The sequence below is a fragment of the Candidatus Thiodictyon syntrophicum genome (assembly GCF_002813775.1).
GTDB lineage: Bacteria > Pseudomonadota > Gammaproteobacteria > Chromatiales > Chromatiaceae > Thiodictyon > Thiodictyon syntrophicum.
Window position 1 is genome coordinate 786,523 of the sequence record NZ_CP020370.1, and the last position, 21,699, is coordinate 808,221.

16 protein-coding genes and 1 other RNA gene are annotated in these 21,699 nt (G+C 64.7%); 12 read left to right on the forward strand and 5 right to left on the reverse strand.

The genetic code is table 11. From position 1 onward, the window contains the following. The first annotated feature begins 1 nt into the window (after position 1). The 6 genes from THSYN_RS03430 (at position 2) to THSYN_RS03455 (ending at position 9,580) form a co-directional block, all read left to right on the forward strand. Positions 2-1,402, forward strand: coding sequence for an AAA family ATPase (locus tag THSYN_RS03430; RefSeq protein WP_216644669.1), 1,401 nt, complete (start codon positions 2-4; stop codon positions 1,400-1,402). Then, positions 1,399-1,986 (forward strand): hypothetical protein, encoded by a 588-nt coding sequence (locus THSYN_RS03435; protein WP_100917908.1) that lies wholly within the window; start codon positions 1,399-1,401, stop codon positions 1,984-1,986. The genes THSYN_RS03430 and THSYN_RS03435 overlap by 4 nt, the downstream gene beginning before the upstream one ends. After that, positions 1,983-4,898, forward strand: a complete 2,916-nt coding sequence (locus THSYN_RS03440) for a DUF1156 domain-containing protein (protein WP_100917909.1) — start codon at positions 1,983-1,985, stop codon at positions 4,896-4,898. Before THSYN_RS03435 ends, THSYN_RS03440 begins: the two co-directional genes overlap by 4 nt. Then, on the forward strand, positions 4,895-5,209 hold the full coding sequence (locus tag THSYN_RS03445; RefSeq protein ID WP_236848785.1) for a nucleotidyltransferase domain-containing protein: 315 nt from the start codon (positions 4,895-4,897) through the stop codon (positions 5,207-5,209). The genes THSYN_RS03440 and THSYN_RS03445 overlap by 4 nt, the downstream gene beginning before the upstream one ends. Before the next feature lie 475 nt (positions 5,210-5,684). After that, positions 5,685-9,020, forward strand: a complete 3,336-nt coding sequence (locus THSYN_RS03450) for a Swt1 family HEPN domain-containing protein (RefSeq protein WP_100917910.1) — start codon at positions 5,685-5,687, stop codon at positions 9,018-9,020. Positions 9,021-9,160: 140 nt separating this feature from the next. Beyond that, positions 9,161-9,580, forward strand: a complete 420-nt coding sequence (locus tag THSYN_RS03455; protein ID WP_100917911.1) for a hypothetical protein — start codon at positions 9,161-9,163, stop codon at positions 9,578-9,580. Positions 9,581-9,697: 117 nt separating this feature from the next. Here the strand turns inward: THSYN_RS03455 and THSYN_RS03460 are convergent, their stop codons facing one another. The 3 genes from THSYN_RS03460 to secA all read right to left on the reverse strand — a co-directional run bounded on the left by THSYN_RS03460 (position 9,698) and on the right by secA (position 14,892). Beyond that, positions 9,698-10,645: a Nudix family hydrolase gene (locus THSYN_RS03460; protein WP_100917912.1), complete on the reverse strand. Its 948-nt coding sequence runs from the start codon at positions 10,643-10,645 to the stop codon at positions 9,698-9,700. Positions 10,646-10,854: 209 nt separating this feature from the next. Beyond that, positions 10,855-12,069, reverse strand: coding sequence for a bifunctional glutamate N-acetyltransferase/amino-acid acetyltransferase ArgJ (gene argJ / locus THSYN_RS03465; protein ID WP_100917913.1), 1,215 nt, complete (start codon positions 12,067-12,069; stop codon positions 10,855-10,857). Between the two features lie 9 nt (positions 12,070-12,078). Continuing rightward, positions 12,079-14,892, reverse strand: coding sequence for a preprotein translocase subunit SecA (gene secA, locus THSYN_RS03470; protein WP_100917914.1), 2,814 nt, complete (start codon positions 14,890-14,892; stop codon positions 12,079-12,081). A 506-nt stretch (positions 14,893-15,398) separates the two neighbouring features. On the opposite strand from secA, the gene THSYN_RS03475 reads away from it, so the two are divergent. Beyond that, positions 15,399-16,193: a hypothetical protein gene (locus tag THSYN_RS03475; protein ID WP_100917915.1), complete on the forward strand. Its 795-nt coding sequence runs from the start codon at positions 15,399-15,401 to the stop codon at positions 16,191-16,193. On the opposite strand, the gene THSYN_RS03480 is transcribed toward THSYN_RS03475, so the two are convergent. Then, positions 16,185-17,228, reverse strand: coding sequence for an IS630 family transposase (locus THSYN_RS03480; RefSeq protein ID WP_100917916.1), 1,044 nt, complete (start codon positions 17,226-17,228; stop codon positions 16,185-16,187). The genes THSYN_RS03475 and THSYN_RS03480 overlap by 9 nt on opposite strands. Before the next feature lie 208 nt (positions 17,229-17,436). Between THSYN_RS03480 and THSYN_RS37165 the strand changes: the two genes are divergently transcribed. Next, complete coding sequence (locus THSYN_RS37165; RefSeq protein ID WP_418219927.1) at positions 17,437-17,493, forward strand: hypothetical protein; 57 nt, start codon at positions 17,437-17,439, stop codon at positions 17,491-17,493. Positions 17,494-17,661: 168 nt separating this feature from the next. After that, positions 17,662-17,799 (forward strand): hypothetical protein, encoded by a 138-nt coding sequence (locus THSYN_RS03490; protein ID WP_157817431.1) that lies wholly within the window; start codon positions 17,662-17,664, stop codon positions 17,797-17,799. Positions 17,800-17,866: 67 nt separating this feature from the next. Here the strand turns inward: THSYN_RS03490 and THSYN_RS03495 are convergent, their stop codons facing one another. Further along, positions 17,867-18,913, reverse strand: coding sequence for an SAM-dependent methyltransferase (locus THSYN_RS03495; protein WP_100917917.1), 1,047 nt, complete (start codon positions 18,911-18,913; stop codon positions 17,867-17,869). A 237-nt stretch (positions 18,914-19,150) separates the two neighbouring features. On the opposite strand from THSYN_RS03495, the gene THSYN_RS03500 reads away from it, so the two are divergent. The 3 genes from THSYN_RS03500 to rnpB all read left to right on the forward strand — a co-directional run bounded on the left by THSYN_RS03500 (position 19,151) and on the right by rnpB (position 21,681). Beyond that, positions 19,151-19,768 (forward strand): Spy/CpxP family protein refolding chaperone, encoded by a 618-nt coding sequence (locus THSYN_RS03500; RefSeq protein ID WP_100917918.1) that lies wholly within the window; start codon positions 19,151-19,153, stop codon positions 19,766-19,768. A 263-nt stretch (positions 19,769-20,031) separates the two neighbouring features. Beyond that, entirely contained in the window at positions 20,032-21,132 is a 1,101-nt protein-coding gene (locus tag THSYN_RS03505) for an L-dopachrome tautomerase-related protein (RefSeq protein WP_100917919.1), read from the forward strand. 166 nt (positions 21,133-21,298) lie between these two features. Then, positions 21,299-21,681: RNase P RNA component class A (gene rnpB, locus THSYN_RS03510), an RNA gene on the forward strand. Positions 21,682-21,699 lie beyond the last annotated feature (18 nt).

The following is a 21,699-nucleotide window of genomic DNA, read 5'->3' on the forward strand; positions in this document are numbered from 1 at the left end:
CTTGCGCAAGAACCCCCGTGCGCAGACCCATATCACCAGTGACCGGATCGACGCCGATATGCCAACACCCTTGCGTTTGCAGGGCACAATGCTGACAACTTTGCGCTTGCAGGGCTTCAAGAACTTCCGCGATGCCACTCTCGCGCTAGGGCCACTGACCCTGTTGGTCGGCACCAACGCGGCCGGCAAGAGCAATGTGCGCGATGCCTTTCGGTTTCTCCACGGCATCGGGCGAGGCTACACCTTGGCCGAGATTATTGGCGAGAAATGGGGCGAGGGCGGGGTCTTGCAGTGGCGCGGCATTCGCGGTGGGACCCGTGAGGTGGCCTTCGAGGGGCGCACCGATTTTTCGCTTTATGTTGAATTCCTCGCTTTGTACCCGAAAGAGATACTCGATGAAAGGCTGCCACCGGATGGCTCGATCGGCGGTGGCGGTGCCTATTTCATCAACGTCGAAGTTGGCGATAACGGAAAGCCCGCAAAGGTAACCCGCGAACGGCTGACCTTTCGCTCTCTTACCGTCTTTGACTCGCATCCGCCCGACGATCCGATATTGACGGTGCCCCCTGATCCAGATCACCTGCCGGTTCGGTTGATGATGGGGGCGAGTCAGCGCGGATCCTATGGACAGAAGCTCAATTGCTTGAGTTTGAGACCCGCTCTCGCACAGGTTGCGGAGAATGCCAAAGCCAGGGATGTAAGACTGTATGCGAAGATGGTCCTCGACGGGCTGCAATCCATGCGCTTTCTCGACCTGGACCCAGAGGCACTACGCCGCCCCTCACTACCGGGCCAGACTGTCCTGGGTGATAAGGGTGAGAACCTCTCATCCGTCTTGCAGGCCATCTGCACTAAGCCTGATCTGAAGGCGGCCCTTGCTTCCTGGATCGCCGAACTGACGCCGATGGACGCCACTGACTTCGATTTCCCAGCCGATCAACAAGGCCGCATCCTGGTCAATTTAGTCGAGAAGAGCGGCGGGCACATCTCCGCCTACAGTGCCTCCGACGGCACCTTGCGCTTCTTGGCCATGATCGCTGCCCTACTCGGGCCGGAGTCCTCACGCTTCTACTTCTTCGAGGAGTTGGATAACGGAATCCATCCGGCGCGGCTTCACCTCCTCCTGGGGCTGATCGAGCGTCAAGCCGAGCGCGGCACGGTGCAGATGGTCGCCACCACCCATTCGCCAGAATTGCTTGCGCTGCTCGATCGCAAGTCCCTGGAAAACGCCTCGCTCGTCTATCGCCTGCCCGGCAGCAATGAAGGGCGAATCGTTCGCATACTGGACATTCCAGGTGCGGCCGATCTCATCGCGCAGCAGGACCTTGCAAAGCTCCACTCTACCGGTTGGTTGGAAGATGCCGTCTATTTCTCCGCCGCGCCGGGCGAGGCGGCCCAATGAATGTGCTGATCATCCCCGAAGACTTTCGCAAGGATCAGTACATGCTCAAGCCAATCGTCGTGGCCATGCTCACCTATCTCGACCGACCCAGGAGCAAGGTCACGGTGCTGACTGAACCTCTGCTCGGCGGCATTGATCAGGCACTCAATCACGACCAGATAAGGAAGATCATCGAGCGCTACCGAGGCATGGTCGACCTATTCCTGCTCTGCGTCGATCGGGACGGCAATGTCGACCGACGCAAGCGGCTCGATAACATCGAAGAAGCGATGAAGAGTCACCTGCCTTCCGGCAAGGTGCTCCTTGCCGAGCATGCCTGGCAAGAGATCGAGGTCTGGGTGCTCGCCGGGCTGGACTTGCCGCCCGCCTGGTCCTGGCAGGCAATTCGTGCCGAGCGCGATCCCAAGGAGAGGTACTTCCAGCCTATTGCCGAGCAACGCCGACTACTTGCCGAGCCGGGCGAGGGCCGCAAGAGCCTTGGCCTGGAAGCCGCACAACGGTATGGCCAGCGCATACGACAGAAGTGCCCGGAAGACATCCAGGCACTCGAATCACGGATCGGTCAGATCATCGGAAGCAAATGACATACAAGAAGAAGCTCATCGAGGTCGCCCTGCCGCTGGAGGCGATCAACAAGGCCTCCGCGCGGGAGAAGTCCATCCGCCATGGGCACCCATCCACGCTGCACCTATGGTGGGCGCGCCGGCCGCTGGCGGCGGCGCGGGCGGTGATCTTTGCGCAGATGGTGGACGATCCGTCGGCGCATCCGGACCTCTTCAAGACCGCGAAGGCGCAAGAGCGGGAGCGGCAGCGGCTGTTCCGCATCATCGAGGACCTGGTGCTGTGGGAGAACACCACCAATGAGACGGTGTTGCAGCGGGCGCGTGACGAGATTTGGCAGAGTTGGCGCTATACCTGCGCCGAGAATGCCGACCATCCGCGGGCGAACGAGCTGTTTGACCGCTACCGGCTTCCGGCCTTTCATGATCCATTCGCCGGGGGCGGGTCGCTGCCGCTGGAGGCGCAGCGGTTGGGGTTGGAGAGCTATGCGAGCGACCTGAACCCGGTGGCGGTGTTGATCAATAAGGCGATGATCGAAATACCGCCGCGCTTTGCAGGCAACCGACCAGTGAATCCGAGGTCCCGTGCCGATGCAGCGAGCGGGGGCAGTTGGAAGGGCGCGACTGGACTCGCCGAGGACGTGCGCTATTATGGAAAGTGGATGCGGGATGAGGCGGAGAAGCGTATTGGGCACCTCTATCCAAAGATCGAGGTTACTGCCGAGATGGTCGAGGGCGGGGATAATCCGCGGCCGGACCTGAAGAAATATGTTGGGCAGAAGCTTACGGTCATCGCGTGGTTATGGGCACGGACTGTGAAGAGTCCTAATCCTGCCTTTGCCGATGTCGATGTGCCGCTAGCGTCCAGTTTCATGCTCGCCACCAAGACCGACAAGGAAGCTTATATTGAGCCTGTTATCGGAGGTTGCAGCTACCGCTTCATGGTCAAAGTTGGTAAGCCGAAGGACATAGAAGCGGCGAAGAAAGGGACTAAACTGACACGAGCAAACTTCGGCTGCCTGATGTCTGGCTCCCCCGTTTCTGGCGACTATATCAAAGCAGAGGGTAAGGCGGGCCGCATGGGCGCGCGGCTGATGGCAATTATTGTTGAAGGTGACCCAGGGAAAGTCTATCTCAGCCCAACCCCAGAACATGAGGCATTAGCGCTGAACGCAAGACCAACGTGGCGACCAGCAGGAGACATTGCAACCCGGATGACCGGCGGGAACTGCACGCCCTATGGACTCACTTCTTGGGGCGACCTTTTTACATCTCGCCAACTCATTGCGCTGACGACATTCTCTGATATCGTTCAAGAAGTGCGGGAGAGGGTAAAGCATGACGCTGACCTGTCCAGCTTCACTGCCGATAGCAGTGCCCTGAATATAGGCGACACTGGCGCTGCGGCTTACTCCGACGCGGTGGGTTTGTTTTTGGGGTTCAGCACAAGTCGAATGGCGGATCGTCATTCTTCACTCTGTCGCTGGGACCCGAATCCCAGCGGATACTCACCAAAGATTGCAAATACTTTCGGGCGCCAAGCATTGCCGATGGTTTGGGACTATGTCGAAGGTAATCCTTTCAGTCCGTCTTCCGGCAACTTGTTCGATGCGGTCGGCTGGATCGTCAAGGTTATCGAGACAGCACTGTCGGCAGCAGCCTTTGGTGAAGCCTATCAGCTTGACGCAAGATATCAAGACACCAGTGGATCAAGAGTGGTTTCTACCGACCCGCCCTATTACGACAACATCGGTTACGCAGACCTATCCGATTTTTTCTACGTCTGGCTGCGTCGCTCGTTGAAACCCATCTTCCCCGATCTTTTCGCCACCCTTGCTGTCCCTAAGGCGGAAGAACTGGTCGCCACTCCTTACCGACACGGCAGCAAGGCGAAGGCCGAAACCTTCTTTCTCGACGGTATGACGCAGGCGATGCGCCGGCTAGCCGAACAGGCCCATCCAGCCTTCCCGGTCACCATCTACTACGCTTTCAAGCAGGCAGAGAGCGACGGAGCAGACGGCACTACGAATACCGGTTGGGATACCTTCCTTGCCGCGGTCATTGAGGCCGGCTTTGCCATCACCGGTACCTGGCCGATGCGCACTGAATTGGGCAATCGGATGATCGGCTCCGGCACCAATGCCTTGGCGTCCAGCATCGTTCTCGTCTGCCGCCAGCGCCCCGCCGACGCCCCCACCGCCACCCGCCGCGAATTCGTCACCGCACTCAAGGCCGAGTTGCCGGCCGCACTGACGCACTTGCAGAAGGGCAACATAGCCCCGGTCGACTTGGCCCAGGCCGCCATCGGCCCCGGCATGGCGGTCTACACCCGCTATGCCAAGGTGCTCGACGCCGAGGGCAACCCAATCCCGGTCCGCGCCGCGCTGGCCCTGATCAACCAGACCCTGGACGAGGCCCTGGCCGAGCAGGAGGGCGACTTCGATGCCGACAGCCGCTGGGCGCTCACCTGGTTCGAGCAGACCGGCTTTGCCGAGGGCGACTATGGCGTCGCGGAGCAACTCTCCAAGTCCAAGAACACCGCCGTGGCCGGGCTGGTCGAGGCGGGTATCCTGGTCTCCAAGGCCGGCAAGGTGCGCCTGCTGAAACCCGTCGAGCTACCCACCGACTGGGACCCGACCACCGACAAGCGCCTGACCGTCTGGGAGATGGTCCACCAACTGATCCGTGTGCTGGAGTCCGGCGGCGAGGGCGCCGCGGCAGTCCTGGTCGCCAAGCTCGGAAGCAAAGCCGAGACCGCCCGCGAGCTGTGCTACCGCCTCTATACCCTGTGCGAGCGCAAGAAGCGCGCGACCGAGGCCATGGCTTACAACGGCCTGGTGCAGAGCTGGCCCGAGATCACCCGGCTGGCGCAGGCAACGCCGCGCGCCGCTACTCCGGGCACCGGCGACCTGTTCGATGATGACGGGGGTCGATGATGAGTCTGATCGATGATGCTCTGGCCTGCCTCAAGCCGGCGGTACCGGCCGGCACCCGGCTGATTGTGTTCGGCTCGCAGGCGCGCGGTGATGCACGGGCAGACAGCGACCTCGACTTGCTGGTGGTGGAACCGGAGGTGCCCGACCGCTTCGCGGAGATGGCGCGCCTTGCCACCCTGCTGGGTCGACGCCTGATCCCCGCCGATGTGGTGGTGATGAGCGCGGACACCTTTGAACGCCAGAAATCGGTGGTCAATACCTTGGCCTGGCGTGCGGCACAGGAAGGGCAGGCGTATGACCTGGCTGCTTGAGCATGCGCTGGCGCTGCTGGCCCGTGCGCGCGACGACCGTTATGTCGTATGCCACCTATCTCGTTCCTACGCTCTGCGTCACTGCCATTACGTTATGGGAAGAGGATTGCTCACGCCAAGGCGCCAAGCTCGCCAAGGTTTTTTCCTCACTGGGCAGGTGATACGGATTGCACCCTCACCCCTTTGTCTTCCTTGGCGAGCTTGGCGCCTTGGCGTGGGTATTCCTTCTCTTCTTTGCGTCTTTGTGCCTTTGTGAGAGAATTCTTAACTCGTCCTCACGCTCCGCGTGGGAATGCAGTCCCGGCCGCTCCTGCGGCCCGTCCCGTGCGGAGGATGACATGAACCCTCTATCTGTCACGCCCTTTCAGGGCTCGACTTGATTGGATTGCCAACCCAGGGCGTTGCCTTGGGCTGGTATGTATGACCCCGTTGGGGTCTTCCGGCACCCTCATTGCGAAAGGCAGGGACCAATAGCATGGCCATCACCAACCACGAACGCGTCGGCAAGTCGCTGGAACTGCTGAAGGCCGGACTCGGTCCCTTCGTCGAGCGCGAATTGAAGGCGCGGTACGGCGACGGTTGGACCGGCGAGACGAAGGAGATCCTGTCCGATACCCGCCTGGGCACCGGCAAGGAGGAGTCGCTTCATGATGTCGCCGCCCTGCTGGTGATCATGGACCGCAAATGGGGCGAGGTCTTCCGCCAGATCCTCGGTAAGACCGAGCGCAGCCTGGTCAACGAGATCCTCAGTGTGCGCAACCGCTGGGCGCACCAGGAACCCTTCTCCAGTGACGACGCCTACCGCGCCCTGGATTCCGCCGAGCGCCTGCTGTCCGCCGTCTCGGCCCCCGAGGCAGACGAAGTGGGTAAGATGAAGATGGAACTGCTGCGTCAGCGCTTCGACGAGCAGGCGCGCGGGGAGAAGCGCAAGTCGGTCAGCCAGGCCATCGAGAGCGGTGTGACGGGCAGCCTCAAACCCTGGCGCGAGGTAGTGATGCCCCACGAGGACGTGGCCAGCGGCCGGTACCAGCAGGCCGAGTTCGCGGCCGACCTGTGGCAGGTCCATCTGGGCGAGGGCACGGCCGAGTACCGCGACCCGGTCGAGTTCTTCCGCCGCACCTATCTCACCGAGAGCCTCAAGGGGATGCTGGAGGGCGCCCTGCGGCGCCTCTCGATTGGTGGCGGTGACCCGGTCATCCAGTTGCAGACCAACTTCGGCGGCGGCAAGACGCACTCGATGCTGGCGCTCTACCACCTGTTCTGCGGCATCGCGCCGACCGAATTGGCCGGCATCGACGCGGTGATGGCAGCGGCCGGGGCAAGTACGGTTCCGACCGCCCGCCGGGTGGTCTTAGTGGGCAACAAGATTTCGCCCGGCAACCCGAGCGTCAAGCCCGACGGCACCGTGATTCGCACCCTCTGGGGGGAACTGGCCTGGCAACTGGGCGGCAAGCCGGCCTTCGCCCGCGTGCAGGCTGACGACGCGCAGGCCACCAGCCCCGGCGATGTGCTGCGCGAGTTGTTCAACGAGTACGGCCCCTGCCTGATCCTGATCGACGAGTGGGTGGCCTACGCGCGCCAACTCCACGATCAGAGCGACCTGCCGGCGGGCGGCTTCGAGACCCAATTCACCTTCGCCCAGGTGCTGACCGAATCGGCCAAGCTGGCCAAGAATTGCCTGCTGGTCATCAGCCTGCCGGCCTCGGATACCTCGGGCCGGTCGCACGCGGACGACGTGGAGGTGGGCGGCACCCGCGGGCGCGAGGCCCTGGACCGGTTGCGCAACGTGGTGGGGCGGGTGGAGTCCTCCTGGCGGCCGGCGAGTGCGGAGGAGGGCTTCGAGATCGTCCGGCGCCGTCTGTTCCAGCCGCTGTCAGACCCGGCCCAGTTCAAGGATCGCGACGTGGTGGCGCGGGCCTTCGCCGAGTTCTACCGGACCCAGCAGGCGGAGTTTCCGCCCGAGTGCCGCGAGTCGGACTATGAGGGGCGCATCAAGGCGGCCTATCCGATCCACCCGGAGGTCTTCGACCGGCTCTATACCGACTGGTCGACCCTGGTGAAGTTCCAGCGGACGCGCGGCGTGCTGCGGCTGATGGCGGCGGTGATCCATAGCCTGTGGGAGAAGGGCGACCGCAATCCGCTGATCCTGCCTGCCAATGTCTCGATCGATGATCCGCGCGTGCAGTCTGAGTTGACGCGCTATCTCTCGGACAACTGGGTGCCGGTGATCGAGAAGGACGTGGACGGGCCGAATTCCTTGCCGCTCAAACTCGACAGCGAGTTGCCCAACCTGGGCAAGCTCTCGGCCTGTCGGCGGGTGGCGCGCACCATCTACCTGGGCTCGGCGCCGACCACGGCCGCCGCGCACAAAGGGATCGAGGACCGGCGGGTGAAGCTCGGCTGCGTTATGCCCGGCGAATCCCCGGCCGTGTTCGGCGATGCCCTGCGCCGCATGGCTGCCGCCGCGACCTATCTCTATCAGGACGGGCCGCACTACTGGTACTCGACCCAGCCGACCGTCACCAAGCTGGCCGAGGATCGCGCCGAGCAGTTGAAGCGTGAGCCCGACAAGGTCGCTCACGAGTTGGAACAGCGCCTGCGCAAGGATCTGGCGCGCATGGGCGACTTCCCCCGCATCCACCCGCTGCCGCAGAGCGGCGCCGACGTGCCGGACGACCTGGACGCGCGCCTGGTGGTGCTGGGCAGCGGGCACCCCTACAGCAAGGAGACCAACAGCCCGGCCGAGCTGGCGGCAAAGGCGATCCTGGAGAGCCGTGGCAACACGCCCCGCCTCTACCGCAACACCCTGCTCTTCCTGGCAGCGGACAAGACCCGCTTGCAGGACCTCGACGAGGCCGCGCGCAAATATCTGGCTTGGGTGTCGATCCTGACCGAGCAGAAGGACCTGAACCTGTCGCCCTTCCAAGTCACCCAGGCCGAGACCCAGCGCACCGCCGCCGACGGCACCGTGACGGCGCGGCTGCCGGAGACCTACCTGTGGCTCCTGGTACCGGGGCAGGCCACGCCCCAGTCCCCCATCACCTGGGAGGCCCTGCGCCTCTCCGGGACCGACGCCCTGGCGATGCGCGCCAGTAAGAAGCTGCGCTCGGATGAACTCTACCTGACCAGCTTCGCCGCGACGCGGCTCAAGATGGAACTGGACCGCGTGCCGCTGTGGCGCGGCGATCATGTTGCGGTCAGACAACTGGTCGAGGACTTCGCGCGCTATCTCTACCTGCCGCGCCTCAGGGACCCGAGCGTCCTGCTCCATGCGATCGGCGATGGGCTGAACCTGCTGACCTGGTTGCAGGACAGCTTCGGCTTCGCCGATGCCTTCGACGAGGCCGCCGGCCGTTACCAGGGCCTGCGCGCCGGGCAGCTGGTGACGCTGGTCGACTCCCAGGCGCCGGGGTTGGTGGTAAAGGCGGACGTTGCGAGTCGGCAACTGGATGCGGAGCAGGTGGTCAAACCGCCCGTTGCGGGACCTGAGACCTTGCCGGGGGATGACGATGACAGGCCCCCGATTCCGCCAGTGACGCCCCCGATCGGCGATCCTCCTCGCCCGGCAGCGGCCAAGCCCAAACGCTTCCACGGCACGGCCGTGCTCGATGCGACCCGCGTGGGCCGCGATGCGAGTCGCATCGCCGAGGAGGTCATCGCGCACCTCACCGGCCTGGTCGGGGCCACGGTGACGGTGACCATCGAGGTGGCGGCCGAGATACCGGCCGGCGCCTCCGATCATGTGGTGCGCACGGTGACCGAGAACTGCCGGACGCTGAAGTTCACGAGTCAGGGGTTCGAGAAGGAGTAGTACCGGGCAACCGACGCTCGGGGCCGGGCCTTGGTCTGCAAGCAGGCGGTGGCCGGGGTCAAGTGCGGATGGTTGCGTCCCGAGGCCGCCCCTGGAACCCGATCGACACGTTTTGTCTGCCGCGAAGCGACTACATACACTTGAAATACATTGCTTCTTTTCTTGCCAACCTCAAGAGCCCCTGGTATCACTGGTACCAGGGCCGCAGACTCGTCGCGCTGGCCGGCATGGGGCTGGGCCTGGGCGTCACCGGGCTCTTCGTCACGCTCACCGCCGGTTTCGGCCTCTTCCCTTTAGTGCTCATGCTGGCACTCGACCATGTCCTCATCGTCTTGATCGCCCTGTATGTCCTGGTCCGGTTCTCGCTACCCGGCTATCTGCCGCTCGCGTTTGTCGATTGGTTCCTGGTCAAACAGGTCTTGCTGATCGCGCTCCCGGGGATACTGATCACCAGGGCCTGCACCCTCGGGGTCGCCACGCTGGCGGGACGGGGCCGCGTCCAGGTGGTTAGTCTCAAGAAGAGTATTTTGCCGCAAATGAACGCAAATGAACGCAAATAAATCTGCTGGTTAGCATCGTCGCGGGCGTCACCCGGGCGGTGAACGCGCAGTAAAGGCCAAATTGTGGATTATTCGCGTTAATTGGCGTTCATTTGCGGCTAAACTGCTGTTTCTTGGTTAATCGGGCCACAGCCCCCTAATGGCGGCGATCCCCTGGGCGCCGTGGCGGATGGCGTCGGACAGGTCGGTGGGAGCGAGACCGCCCAGGGCGTAGACCGGCAGCGGGATCGGGTCGATGAGGGCGGCGAAGCGCGGCCAGCCTAGCGGGTGGGCCTCGGGGTGGGTGGCGGTGGGCTTGACCGGGGAGAGCAGCGCATAGTCGAGCCCCAGGGCGGCGGCCCGGGTGAGGTCGGTGGCGTCATGGCAGGAGGCGCCGACCAGTTCATCCGGCGCGCCGGGGCGCTCGCTCAGGCTGGCCAGGCGCCGGGCGCTCAGGTGCAGGCCGTGGCGGGGGCAGCCGACGATGCCCGCGGGGTCGCGGTTGAGCAGGAGGCGGGCGCCGTTGGCGGTGCAGAGCGCATAGGCGCGCGCGGCCAGGTCGCGGTAGGCGGCGTCGTCGATCTCGTGGGCCCGCAGTTGTACCAGCCGGACGCCGCCGCGGATCGCCTGCTCAAGCCGTGCCAGCAGCGTTGCGGGGTCCCGCGGGTCGGGGCCGGTGATGAGCAGCAGTTGGGGCAGGCGCAGGGCCGTGATGATGGGGCGGTCGGCGGCCGGGAAGCGGGTCGGGTCCATGGCGTCCGGGTGCAGCCAGGCCAGCGGCTGTCCCTCCCGCCCTTGGGGGACGCCGGCGTGGGCGCCGATGCGATGTACATCCAGCAGGATGTGGCGGTCGCCGTAGTCGTGGTGGACGCGGATCAGGGGGCGGCTGGTGTAGACCCGGATGCCGAGTTCCTCATCCAGTTCGCGGGCCAGGCCCTGTTCGGGGGTCTCGCCGGGCTCCAGTTTGCCACCCGGGAACTCCCAGAGTCCGCCCTGGTGGGCCTGGTCGGGGCGGCGGGTGACCAGGACCCGGCCCTGGTCGTCCTGGAGGGCGCCGGCCATGACGTGGATCTGCTTCCTGGGCATCGGCACTGCGTGGTCCCGTAAGGAACAGTCCATTAGGAGATGCTGTTCGCGTCGTTGTCGTTGTCGTTGTCGTTGTCGTTGTCGTAATCGAGGTTATCGTAGCGCCGCGGATTCCCTCGCACGCCAAGTTGCAGCGATTCTCCGATTACGATTACGACAACGACAACGACAACGATCGAGTCTGTGCTTATGTTGTTCTTGGCTCGTTACTAAGACCGGTACTCCGCATTGATCCGCACATAGTCATAGGACAGGTCGCAGGTGAGGACCTCGGCGGCGGACTCGCCGCGGCCCAGGGCGACGCGGATCAGGATCTCGGGCGCGCGCATGACGGCGGCGCCGGCGGCCTCGGTGTAGGTGGGTGCGCGCCCGCCGCCATCGACGATGAGTACGTCACCGAGCCAGACCCGAACCCCGGCGATGGCCAAATCTGCGATGCCGGCGCGCCCGACGGCGGCGAGGATGCGGCCCCAGTTGGGGTCGGAGGCGAAGAGCGCGGTTTTCACCAGCGGGGAGTGGGCGATGGTGTAGGCGACCTGGCGCGCCTCGGCGTGGCTCGCGGCGCCCTCGACGCGGACCGTCACCAGCTTGGTGGCGCCCTCGGCGTCGCGCACGATGGCGGTGGCAAGCTCGATGCAGACGGCGTCCAGGGCGGCCTGGAAGGCCGCATAGTCGGGGCTCACGGCGGCGGCGATGGGGTCGTTGCCCAGGGTGCCGGTAGCGGCCAGAACACAGGCGTCGTTGGTGGAGGTGTCGCCGTCCACGGTGATGGCGTTGAAGGAGCGCTCCACCGCGGCGTGCAGACAGGCGGTGAGGAAACCGGGCGCCACGGCCGCATCGGTGGCCAGGAAACCGAGCATGGTCGCCATGTCGGGGCAGATCATGCCGGCGCCTTTGGCCATGCCGGTGAGGGTGGCGGTGCGCCCGTCGCACGCGAACTGGCGGGAGACGAGCTTGGGCACCCGGTCCGTGGTCATGATGGCGCGGGCGGCCTCCGGCCAGTGGGTCGCGTCGAGTTGGCCCAGGAGCCGGGGCAGGGCGGCGGCGATGCGCTCTACCGGCAGGTGCTCGCCGATGACGCCGGTGGAGAAGGGCAGGACGCTCCCGGCCGGGTCGCCGGTCAACTCGGCGACCGCCTGGCAGCTCGCGGCGGCGTCCAGCAGGCCGCGGGCGCCGGTGCCGGCGTTGGCGTTGCCGGCATTGATCAGCCACCAGCGCGCGGCGCCCGCGCCTAAGTGGGTGCGGGCCAGGGTGACCGGGGCGGCGCAGAAGGCGTTACGGGTAAAGACAGCCGCGCAGTCGGTGCCCGCGGCCAGTTCCACGAGCACCAGGTCGTTGCGGTCGCGGTAGCGGATGCCGGCCGCGCCCACGGCCAGGCGTATGCCGGCGACCGGCAGGAAGTGCAGTTCGGGCTGTTCGGTCATGGGTAAACCTCAGGCGGCCCGGCCATGGCATTGCTTGTACTTCTTGCCGGAGCCGCAGGGGCAGGGCTCGTTGCGGCCGACCTTGCGGGCGTCCCGCACGAAGGGCTGGTGGGCCTCGGCCCCGGGCGCCTCCCCGTCCGCGGGGGCGCCCTCATCGTCGGCGGCGCCGAAGCCCTGGAATTCCTCGTGCCTGAACTCGAACTCCCGGGCCGGCGGCGCCAGCTCCGGCAGGCGCTCGACGGCCTGCACCTGGCGCTTGCACAGGGTGCCGACGACGTCGTGCTTGATGTCGTCGAGCATGGCCGAGAACATCTCGAAGGCCTCGCGCTTGTACTCCTGCTTGGGGTTCTTCTGGGCGTAGCCGCGCAGGTGGATGCCCTGGCGCAGGTAGTCCATGGCCGCCAGGTGGTCCTTCCAGTGGGTGTCCAGGAAGTGGAGCATGACCGCCTTCTCGATCTGGCGCAGGCGCGCCGCGCCCTCCTGCGCCTCCTGCTCCGCGTAGCTCGCGGTCAGGGTGTCGGCGATGCGTCGGCGCAGGGTCTCCTCGTGCAGGTCGTGGTCGGCGTCCAGCCAGTGGCGGACCGGCCAGTCGCCGCCGAAGGTCTCCGTCAGCGCGGTCTCCAGGCCGGGCAGGTCCCACTGCTCCTCCAGGCTCTGGGGCGGGATGCAGACGTTGAGGGTGCGCTCAAGGGTGTCGGCGCGCATGGCGGTGACGGTCTCGGAGATGTCCCCCGTGTCCATCAGCTCGCGGCGCTGGCCGTAGATGACCTTGCGTTGGTCGTTGGCGACGTCGTCATATTCCAGGAGTTGCTTGCGGATGTCGAAGTTGCGCCCCTCGACCTTGCGCTGGGCGTTCTCGATCGCCTTGGTGACCCAGGGGTGCTCGATCGCCTCCCCCGGCTGCATCCCGAGGCGTTGCATCATCGAGGCCACCCGCTCGGAGGCGAAGATGCGCATCAGGTTGTCTTCCAGCGACAGATAGAAGCGGCTGGAACCCGGGTCGCCCTGGCGCCCGGAGCGACCGCGCAACTGGTTGTCGATGCGCCGCGACTCGTGGCGTTCGGTGCCGACCACATGGAGCCCGCCGGCGGCGACCACGGCCGCGTGACGCGCCGTCCAGGCGGCGCGGATGGCCTGCGCGTCGGCGTCCGGACCGGCCTGTTCCAGTTCCGCCTCCAGGTTGCCGCCGAGCACGATGTCGGTGCCGCGGCCGGCCATATTGGTGGCGATGGTGACGGCGCCGGGGCGGCCCGCCTGGGCGACGATGCCCGCCTCGCGCTCGTGCTGCTTGGCGTTGAGCACCTCGTGAGGGACCTGGCCCTCGATCAGGAGCTTGGAGACCAACTCCGAGGTCTCGATGGAGGCGGTGCCGACCAGCACCGGTTGGCCGCGGGTGACACAGTCGCGGATGTCCTCGACGACCGCCTTGTATTTCTCCTCCTGGGTCAGGTACACGAGATCCCCGTTGTCCTTGCGGATCATCGGCTGATTGGTGGGGATCACCACCACCTCCAGCCCGTAGATCTGCTGGAACTCGTAGGCCTCGGTGTCCGCCGTGCCGGTCATGCCCGCGAGCTTGGGGTAGAGCCGGAACAGATTCTGGAAGGTGATGGAGGCGAGCGTCTGGTTCTCCTGCTGGATCGGCACCCGCTCCTTGGCCTCCACCGCCTGGTGCAGGCCCTCGGACCAGCGCCGGCCGGGCATGGTGCGGCCGGTGAACTCATCCACGATGATGATCTGGCCGTCGCGCACGATGTACTCGACGTTCTTCTGGAACAGGGCGTGGGCGCGCAGGGCCGCGTAGACGTGGTGCATCAGGGCGATGTTGGTGGCGTCGTAGAGGCTCTCGCCCGGCGCCAGCAGGCCCATCTCGGTCAGCATCTCCTCGACGTGCTCGTGGCCCTCCTCGCTCAGGAAGGTCTGGCGGGACTTCTCGTCGACCGAGTAGTCACCGGGACCGAAGTCGGGCTTGCCCTCCTCGTTGGTCATCGGGGACTGGCGGGTGAGGCGCGGGATGATGGCGTCGATCTGCCGGTACAGGTCGGTATCGCCCTCGGAGGGGCCGGAGATGATCAGCGGCGTGCGCGCCTCGTCGATCAGGATCGAGTCGACCTCGTCGACGATGGCGTAGAAGGGCGGGCGCTGGCTGCGCTGCCCCGGCTCGAAGGCCATGTTGTCGCGCAGATAGTCGAAGCCGAACTCGTTGTTGGTGCCGTAGGTGATGTCCGCGGCATAGGTCTCGCGGCGGCTGACCGGGCGCAGGTGGCGGTAGCCCTGCCCCTCGGCCGCCGGCTCGTAAGAGGGATCGAACAGATAGGAGGCGGCGTCCGGACCCATCATACCGGAGGAGTTGATCACCCCGACCGACAGACCGAGCGCGTGGTAGATGCGGCCCATCCAGCAGGCGTCGCGCCGGGCGAGATAGTCGTTGACCGTCACCACATGGACCCCCTTGGCGGGCAGCCCATTGAGATAACCGGCCAGGGTGGCGACCAGGGTCTTGCCCTCGCCGGTGCGCATCTCCGCGATCTTGCCCTGGTGCAGGACCATGCCGCCGACCATCTGGACATCGAAGTGACGCATCCCGAGCACCCGCCGCCCGGTCTCGCGCACGACCGCGAAGGCCTCGGGCAGCAGCGCGTCGAGGTCCTCCCCGCCCGCGAGCCGCTTGCGGAACTCCTGGGTCTTGGCGGCGAGTGCCGCATCTGAAAGGGCCTGGAGGTCCGGCTCCAGGACATTGATCCGGCTAACGGACTTGAGGAGCTTCCTGACCAGCCGCTCGTTGCGGCTGCCGAAGATCTTCTTGAGCAGATTGCTGACCATCGTTGGGAGGAAGGGCCTTGTGGGATAATCGCCGGGATCTTACCGGATTCCCGTCCTGACCGCAGGTCCTACGCTGGACGACACTGCCATCAGGTCAAGCGCCGCACCACCTCCTGGAGTCCAAGGCTTCAGCCTTGGAGGGGCGCCAAGGCTGAAGCCTTGGACTCCGGGTACACACCTGTCAGCTTTCTTTACACCACGGGTCCCTGCGTACACTTGTTGCTGGAACCGCCCGCAGCACCCGCTGCCCCGCAAGCCTTGCCGTTGCTGGGTCCCCTGACTATTTCCAGGCTCCCGGCGTGGGTCTGGCACATTTCTCGCTTAGATCGCTGCCGAGTGAACCCAGGCGCCCAGGCCCGGTGTTCGCGGATGCGGGGGCAGCGGGCCCGGGGATGCCGACCGGCCAGGGCACCAAGGCCCATCGGTCCCCGGCCGGAGTGTCCCGAAGTGCCCGAAGGGACAGCTTCCAGCCCCCGGCCTGATCAAATCTACGGGAAATACATCAAATGTCGCAACACTCACAAGCCCGACCACGGCACCTGTCCGGTGCCTTCAGCACCCTTTGTTCAGCCGTGCCCCGCGCGGCCCTGCGCCGACTCTGGCCGCTGTGTCTCGTCGGCGCCTCGCTTGCGCTATTGCCCTTGCCAGGCAACGCGGCCATCATCAGCGCCTACAATGACCCTAACCTGTTCGGGACGCTCGACCAACAGGAGGTGGGCTTCATCGGCGACTCGGCCTGCGCACCCACCTCGGTCGTCAATTCTTTTGTTTATCTGGAGCGGCGGTATCCGGCAATCTTCGGCCGGAGTCTGGTGCCGGACACGGACACTGACAGCCAGTACGATCCGGAGGAATTGAAGGCGGTCGCCTTGACCCTGGCCGGTCCGAATTACATGGCTACGACCGAGCAGAGCGGAACGCAGGACGGCTACATGGCCTTTGGTAAGGAGAAGTACATGGAGGAAAAGGCACCGGACAAGACCCTCTACCGCGCCGTCGCCGAGGGGTCCTGGGACGGGCCCTCGGGGTCGCAGCCCGACTGGTACCAGGCGAGTACCGTGCCCACCATCGAGTTTCTATACGAGGTATTGTCGGGCGCTTTCGATGTGGAGGTGGGGGTGACCTGGACCACCCCCGGCGAGACCGGGGGTCACTGGATAACCGCTTATGGTCTGACGTTCGACACCCTGACCAAGGTTGGGTCGCTGAGTTTCATCGATCCGTGGAAGGCGGTCGACCTCACCGGTCTCCTCGAGATCCTGGGTAACGGCAAGATCCAACTGACCTATACTCTAAATTGAAATTATTTGAGATTTTCTAATGCGCTGAAACTTTAAAGAAAACAGGGTCTTCATTTCGCTTTTGCATTGAGCGTTCGCATCGCTCAAGCAGTTTGATATTGCGCTCTTGAATTTCGGAAAATCCTCGTAATATTTTGAATAAAGTGCTTTTTTCTTTACGTATCTCCATAATCTTTCGATCAGATTAAGATTTGGTGAGTAGGGAGGTAGATAAAGCAGATCGATTTTCAGCTCTTGTGCAAGCTCAGCCACAATGCGACATTTTTGGTATTTTGCATTATCTAAAATCAGTGTGATGGCTTCGCCAATGTGACATGCAGCAATCTTACGTAGGAGCGCGCAAACACTGATCGCGTCAATATATGTATCATTGGTGACCGTGACGATATCATGGGTCACAGCATTCAGGGCACCCAAGACATTAAATCGCTTACGGCCAGCAGGCGCTTTGATAAATAGGCGCGTAAATGACCACAGGAAACCCAAAAATGGAGCAAGTACAAAATGGGCGGCATCAACGAAATAGACGTGACGATTCCCGGCTATCGCCTCATTCAGAATTGGTTGTAACTTGTTGTTTATAAATGCTTCCTGTTCGTCGGGATCACCTTTTGCTGGAACCATCCCGACTTTTCTCCGATACATGCCGATAGAAAGCAAGAAGGTGCGAACGCTACCGAGACTACGCTTGATACCGGTTAGTTTTTCAATTTCAGAAGCGGTCTCCTTTAAGCTGCCAGGCGGATGTTCAGAAAAATGTTTCTTTAGGAGATAACGGTGGTCTTGTAATTCGCTTTGAGGGCGATACGGTCGCCGCTTCATAACTTTGTCGAGCCCACCATCTATATAGCTACGAATCGTGGTTATAATCGTATTTCCAGAAGCACTGCTAAGCCGAGCGATTTCATGATTAGAATATCCAAGTGACTTATACCAAAGAATACTCATGCGCTTGCGAATTACCGGAGATGAATCGTAGAGACGAGCCTTCTCAATGATATCCTTATCTCGATTAGGGAACTCGCAATTGTACATGTCATGGCTCCATAAGAATTCAAAGATTGGGAGGGGCTACCTCCCTAGCTTGCTCGGGCAGCAGGGAAAATGCTATTTATAATACCGCAACCTATGCCTATAGCAAGTATACCAGGGCGGGGCGGCGGACCCTGATACGCTCACCAGTACGATCGATATCATCGTTGCCGAGACCGCTGCCGCTATCCCAGAGCCGGCCGTCGTATTCCTGTGTGGCGCGGGGGGGCTGACCCTGCTCGTCGTGCGCAGAAGACGAAAGGTCTGAGGGCGGGAATTTCGGGGCAGTCTGCTGATTTTTGCCAGGTCAGCACGCGCAGCGGCCCGGATCGTGTCGACTCTGACGTCGATCGCGCCTGGCCGCTTTGCGGTGGCGGTGGCTGTCGTTGTCGTTGTCGTTGTCGTAATCGTAATCGGAGAAGCGATGTAACTTGGCGTGCGAGAGAATCCGAGGGGCTACGATAATCTCGACAACGACAACGACAACGACAACGACAACGACAACGACAACGACAACGACAACGACAACGACAACGACAACGACAACGACAACGACGCGGCAAGCGGTCCCTAATGGACTTGTTTGACCTATTACCGGAGGTGGAACTGTTCCCGCGCGGGCGGGACGCCGCGGCTGCTTTTTACGCGGGCCGCTCGAACAGGTAGTGACTGACCCACCACTCCTGTCCGTTGCGATACCCGAAGAGTTCGGCGCAGGCCATGAAGAAGAGCCGCCAGCGCATCCACCAGGCGGCGGCTTGGTCGGTGCCGTAGGTCTGCTCCAGGATGGGCCAGACGCGGGGGCGGGCGGCGTCCATCTGCTCAAGCCAGGTGTTGAGGGTGCGCTCATAGTGGCGGCCGTCCCAGCGCCAGCGCTCCAGCAGGCGCAGCCGGTCCTGGAACAGGAGCGGCAGCTCGTCGCTCGGCATGATGCCGCCGGAGAAGAAATACCTGCTCATCCAGTCGCTTGGGCCTTGGTCCTCGAAGGCGTAGGGGTGGGCGCGGTGGCAGAAGATGTGCATCAGAAAGCGGCCCCCGGGCTTGAGCCAGTCGTGGACCCGGGCGAACAGGGCGCGGTGGTTGCGCATGTGCTCGAACATCTCGATGGAGACGATGCGGTCGTAGCGCCCGGGCGCGGCGAAGGTGTTCATGTCCGCGGTGATCAGTGTCAGGTTGGCGAGGCCGCGCCGCCGTGCCTCGCCTTCGATAAATCCGCGCTGGCTCTGGGAGTTGGAGACGGCGGTGACGCGGCACCGGGGGAAGCGCTCCGCCACATAGAGGCTGAAGGCGCCCCAGCCGCAGCCCAGTTCCAGGACTTCCATCCCGTCGGCGATCCCGGCGCGCTCCGCGGTCACCCGCAGGGACTCGTCTTCCGCCTGGGCCAGGGTCTGGACCCCGGCGGACCAGAGGCACGAACTGTACTTACGCCGGGGTCCCAGGACCTCCACGAAGAATTCGGGGGGCAGTTCATAGTGCTGGGCGTTGGCCAGTTCGGGGACCGCGGCGATTGGGGAGGCGTCCATCATGGCGACGAAGGCGCGGGTTTCTTCGGCAGCGAGCGCGCAGTCCCCTGTGGGCAGCGTGGCCAAGCGTTGGCGCAGCAGGGCGCGGATGCCGGCGCGGGTCATCGCGTCGGGCACCCGGCCCTGTTCCACCCAGCGGATCACGGCGGTGGTGGCGTTGTGCATCTGTCATGCCCCTCTTGTGTCGGTTTATCCTCTGTCGGTCAGGTATTGTCCAAGGCACCCAATGCCAAGGCCCGCTTGCGCGGTTCTTACGCATTGGCTGCACCAGCGCTGCATTCCAGCCCTGTAATCTCTCCTTCCACGGGGCCTCTGCCGGGCCCCCTCGAGACCCATCGCGGGGCAGACCTCACGGTCGGCCCCCGCGTCCGTCGATCATCCCCCCAAACGGAGACTTTACCCATGCGACTGCGCACCCCCAGAACCCTGCTCGCCATCGCCATCGGCCTCGCCGCCGCGCTCGGCACCGGGGCCGCCTTCTGCGGCCCGGGCGGGCCTCACGGCGATCCCGACACGCGGCTCGAGCGGTTGACACGGCGCCTCGATCTGACGCCGCAGCAGCAGGCGCAGGTCAAGACCATCCTCGAGGAAGAACGCACGGCTGCCGACCAGCTGCACGCCCAGGTGCGCCAGCGCATCCAGGGCGTCCTCACGGAGGAGCAGCGCGCGGCGGAAGCGGCGCAGCAGCAGCGGGGGCTGGACCGACAGGTGGAGCGTCTGACCGGACGCCTGCGCCTGAGCCCTGAGCAGGTCACCCAGGTGCGGGCGATCCTCGCCGAGCGTCTGACCAACCCGGCCCTGGCCCGCACCGAGTTGCAGGGGCGCATCGCGGCCGTCCTGACCCCGGAGCAACAGCAACGATTCGCGGCCATGGAGTCGCGCGGTGACCACCGGGGCAAGCGGGGCGATGGTCCGCCCACGGGCGACCCCGCCGACGGACCGCAAGACGGCCGCCGTGACGGCCCGGGTGACGGCCCCGCGGATGGGCCGGAGTATGACAACGGGCGGGACGGCCGCTAGCCGCGGTTAACGCACACCCTCGCGGGGTCGCGGCGAGGCTTCTACCGTCCTGATCGCAATACCGACCGCCGGTCCGCGCCGCGACTCGTCGCGGCCGGGGGGCCGCTCCTACCCTGGGAACGGCCTCCGGCCGTCTCACGCTCGGCGCCGGCAATCATGATCGGGGCCCGTTTCACGGTATGCTTTGGCCTTTGATATCGAGTGGGCCGAGACCCAGGTCCCTGGCCCAGTCCCTGCGAATCACACCAGCGCCGGAGAATCCCATGCGTCCACCGCTCGCCGTCCTGCTGTTTGCCCTGCTGCCCCTCGCCTCGCTCCCCGTCGCCGCGGATGAGCAGTTGATCCCGGGTGCCCTCGAGGTCGTGGCGGAGTTGCCGATCAATCCCGGCAATCTGGCGGTGACCGCCAAGGGGCGGGTCTTCGCCACGGTGCACCAGTTCCGTCGGGGGCCGGCGCAGCTCATCGAGGTGACCGGGCCCAAGAGCTACCGGCCCTGGCCGGACCTTGCCTGGAACGGCGCCTTCGGCTCGGGGCCGGACGTGCTCAACAGCGTGCTCGGCATTCACATCGACGGCCAGGACCGGCTGTGGGTGCTCGACAACGGACTGGGGGAGCCGCCCCAGACGCCGAAGCTCCTGGCCTTCTCGCTCGCCGACGGCAAGCCGGTCCTGCGCTATGACTTCCCGCCGCAGACCGGGCCCCTGGGGAGCTTTCTCAACGATCTGGCGGTGGACGCCGCGCGCGGCTTCGTCTATATCGCCGATCCCGGCGGCAGCCATGAGCCGGCCTTGGTGGTCGTGGACCTGAAGGGCCGCACCTCGCGACGCTTCAGCGCCTCCCCGGCCCTGCAAGCGGAGGATCGGGACCTGGTGGTCGAGGGCCGGGTCATAGGCCCCAAGGGCGAGGACGGCAAGGTCAAGCCCGCGCGCATCGCGGTGAACCCCATCACCCTGTCCGCGGACGGTGAGACCCTCTATTTCGGCGCCATGAACGGTGAGACCTGGTACCGGGTCCCGGCGCGCCTGCTGCGCGAGGGGGCGGACGACGCCGCCATCGCCGCGACCATCACCAAGGCCGGGCCCAAGCCGGTCTCCGACGGGGCCGCCACCGATGCGGCGGGCAATCACTATTTCACCGATCTCGCCCACAACGCCGTTGCCGTCCTGCACCCGGACGGAAAGCTGGAGACCCTGGTCGAGGACGACCGACTCCTGTGGCCGGACTCCTTGAGCTTCGGGGAGCCCGGGTGGCTCTACATCGCCGTCAATCAACTCCACCGCGCCCCGGCCCTGAACGGCGGGGTCGACGGGGGGCTGCTCCCGTACCGCATCATGCGCGTCTACACCCCCGCCGATCCCGATTGAGTCAGTGCCCAGGCGGGCTGGGCCTGACCGTGAAGGCCTCGCATCGCGGCTGAAGCCGCTCCCACCGGGGGGGTTCATCGTCCGGGGCGGCTGGTCGTGCCGCCGCAGCCGTCAGCCGATCCTGCGCCCGCGGGCGCAACCCCGGAATCGGTTAGAATGCGTCCGGGGAGTCGGCCGGACAGTCGCTCTTCCCGCTCGCGGGGAGGGAGGAAAGTCCGGGCTCCAGAGGGCAGGGTGCCAGGTAACGCCTGGGGGGCGCGAGCCCACGGAAAGTGCCACAGAAAATATACCGCCAGTCTTTGTCCGGTTACGGCCGGAACAGGAAAGGTAAGGGTGAAATGGTGCGGTAAGAGCGCACCGCGCCGGTGGCAACATCGGCGGCAGGGTAAACCCCACCCGGAGCAAGACCAAATAGGGGGGCGGGCAGTCCTTGACTGCCGTGCGCGGCCCGCGCGTGCCCCCGGGTAGGTCGCTCGAGGCGCATGGCGACATGCGTCCCAGATGAATGACTGTCCGCGACAGAACCCGGCTTACAGGCCGACTCCCCACCCACTCCCATCCCCTCGC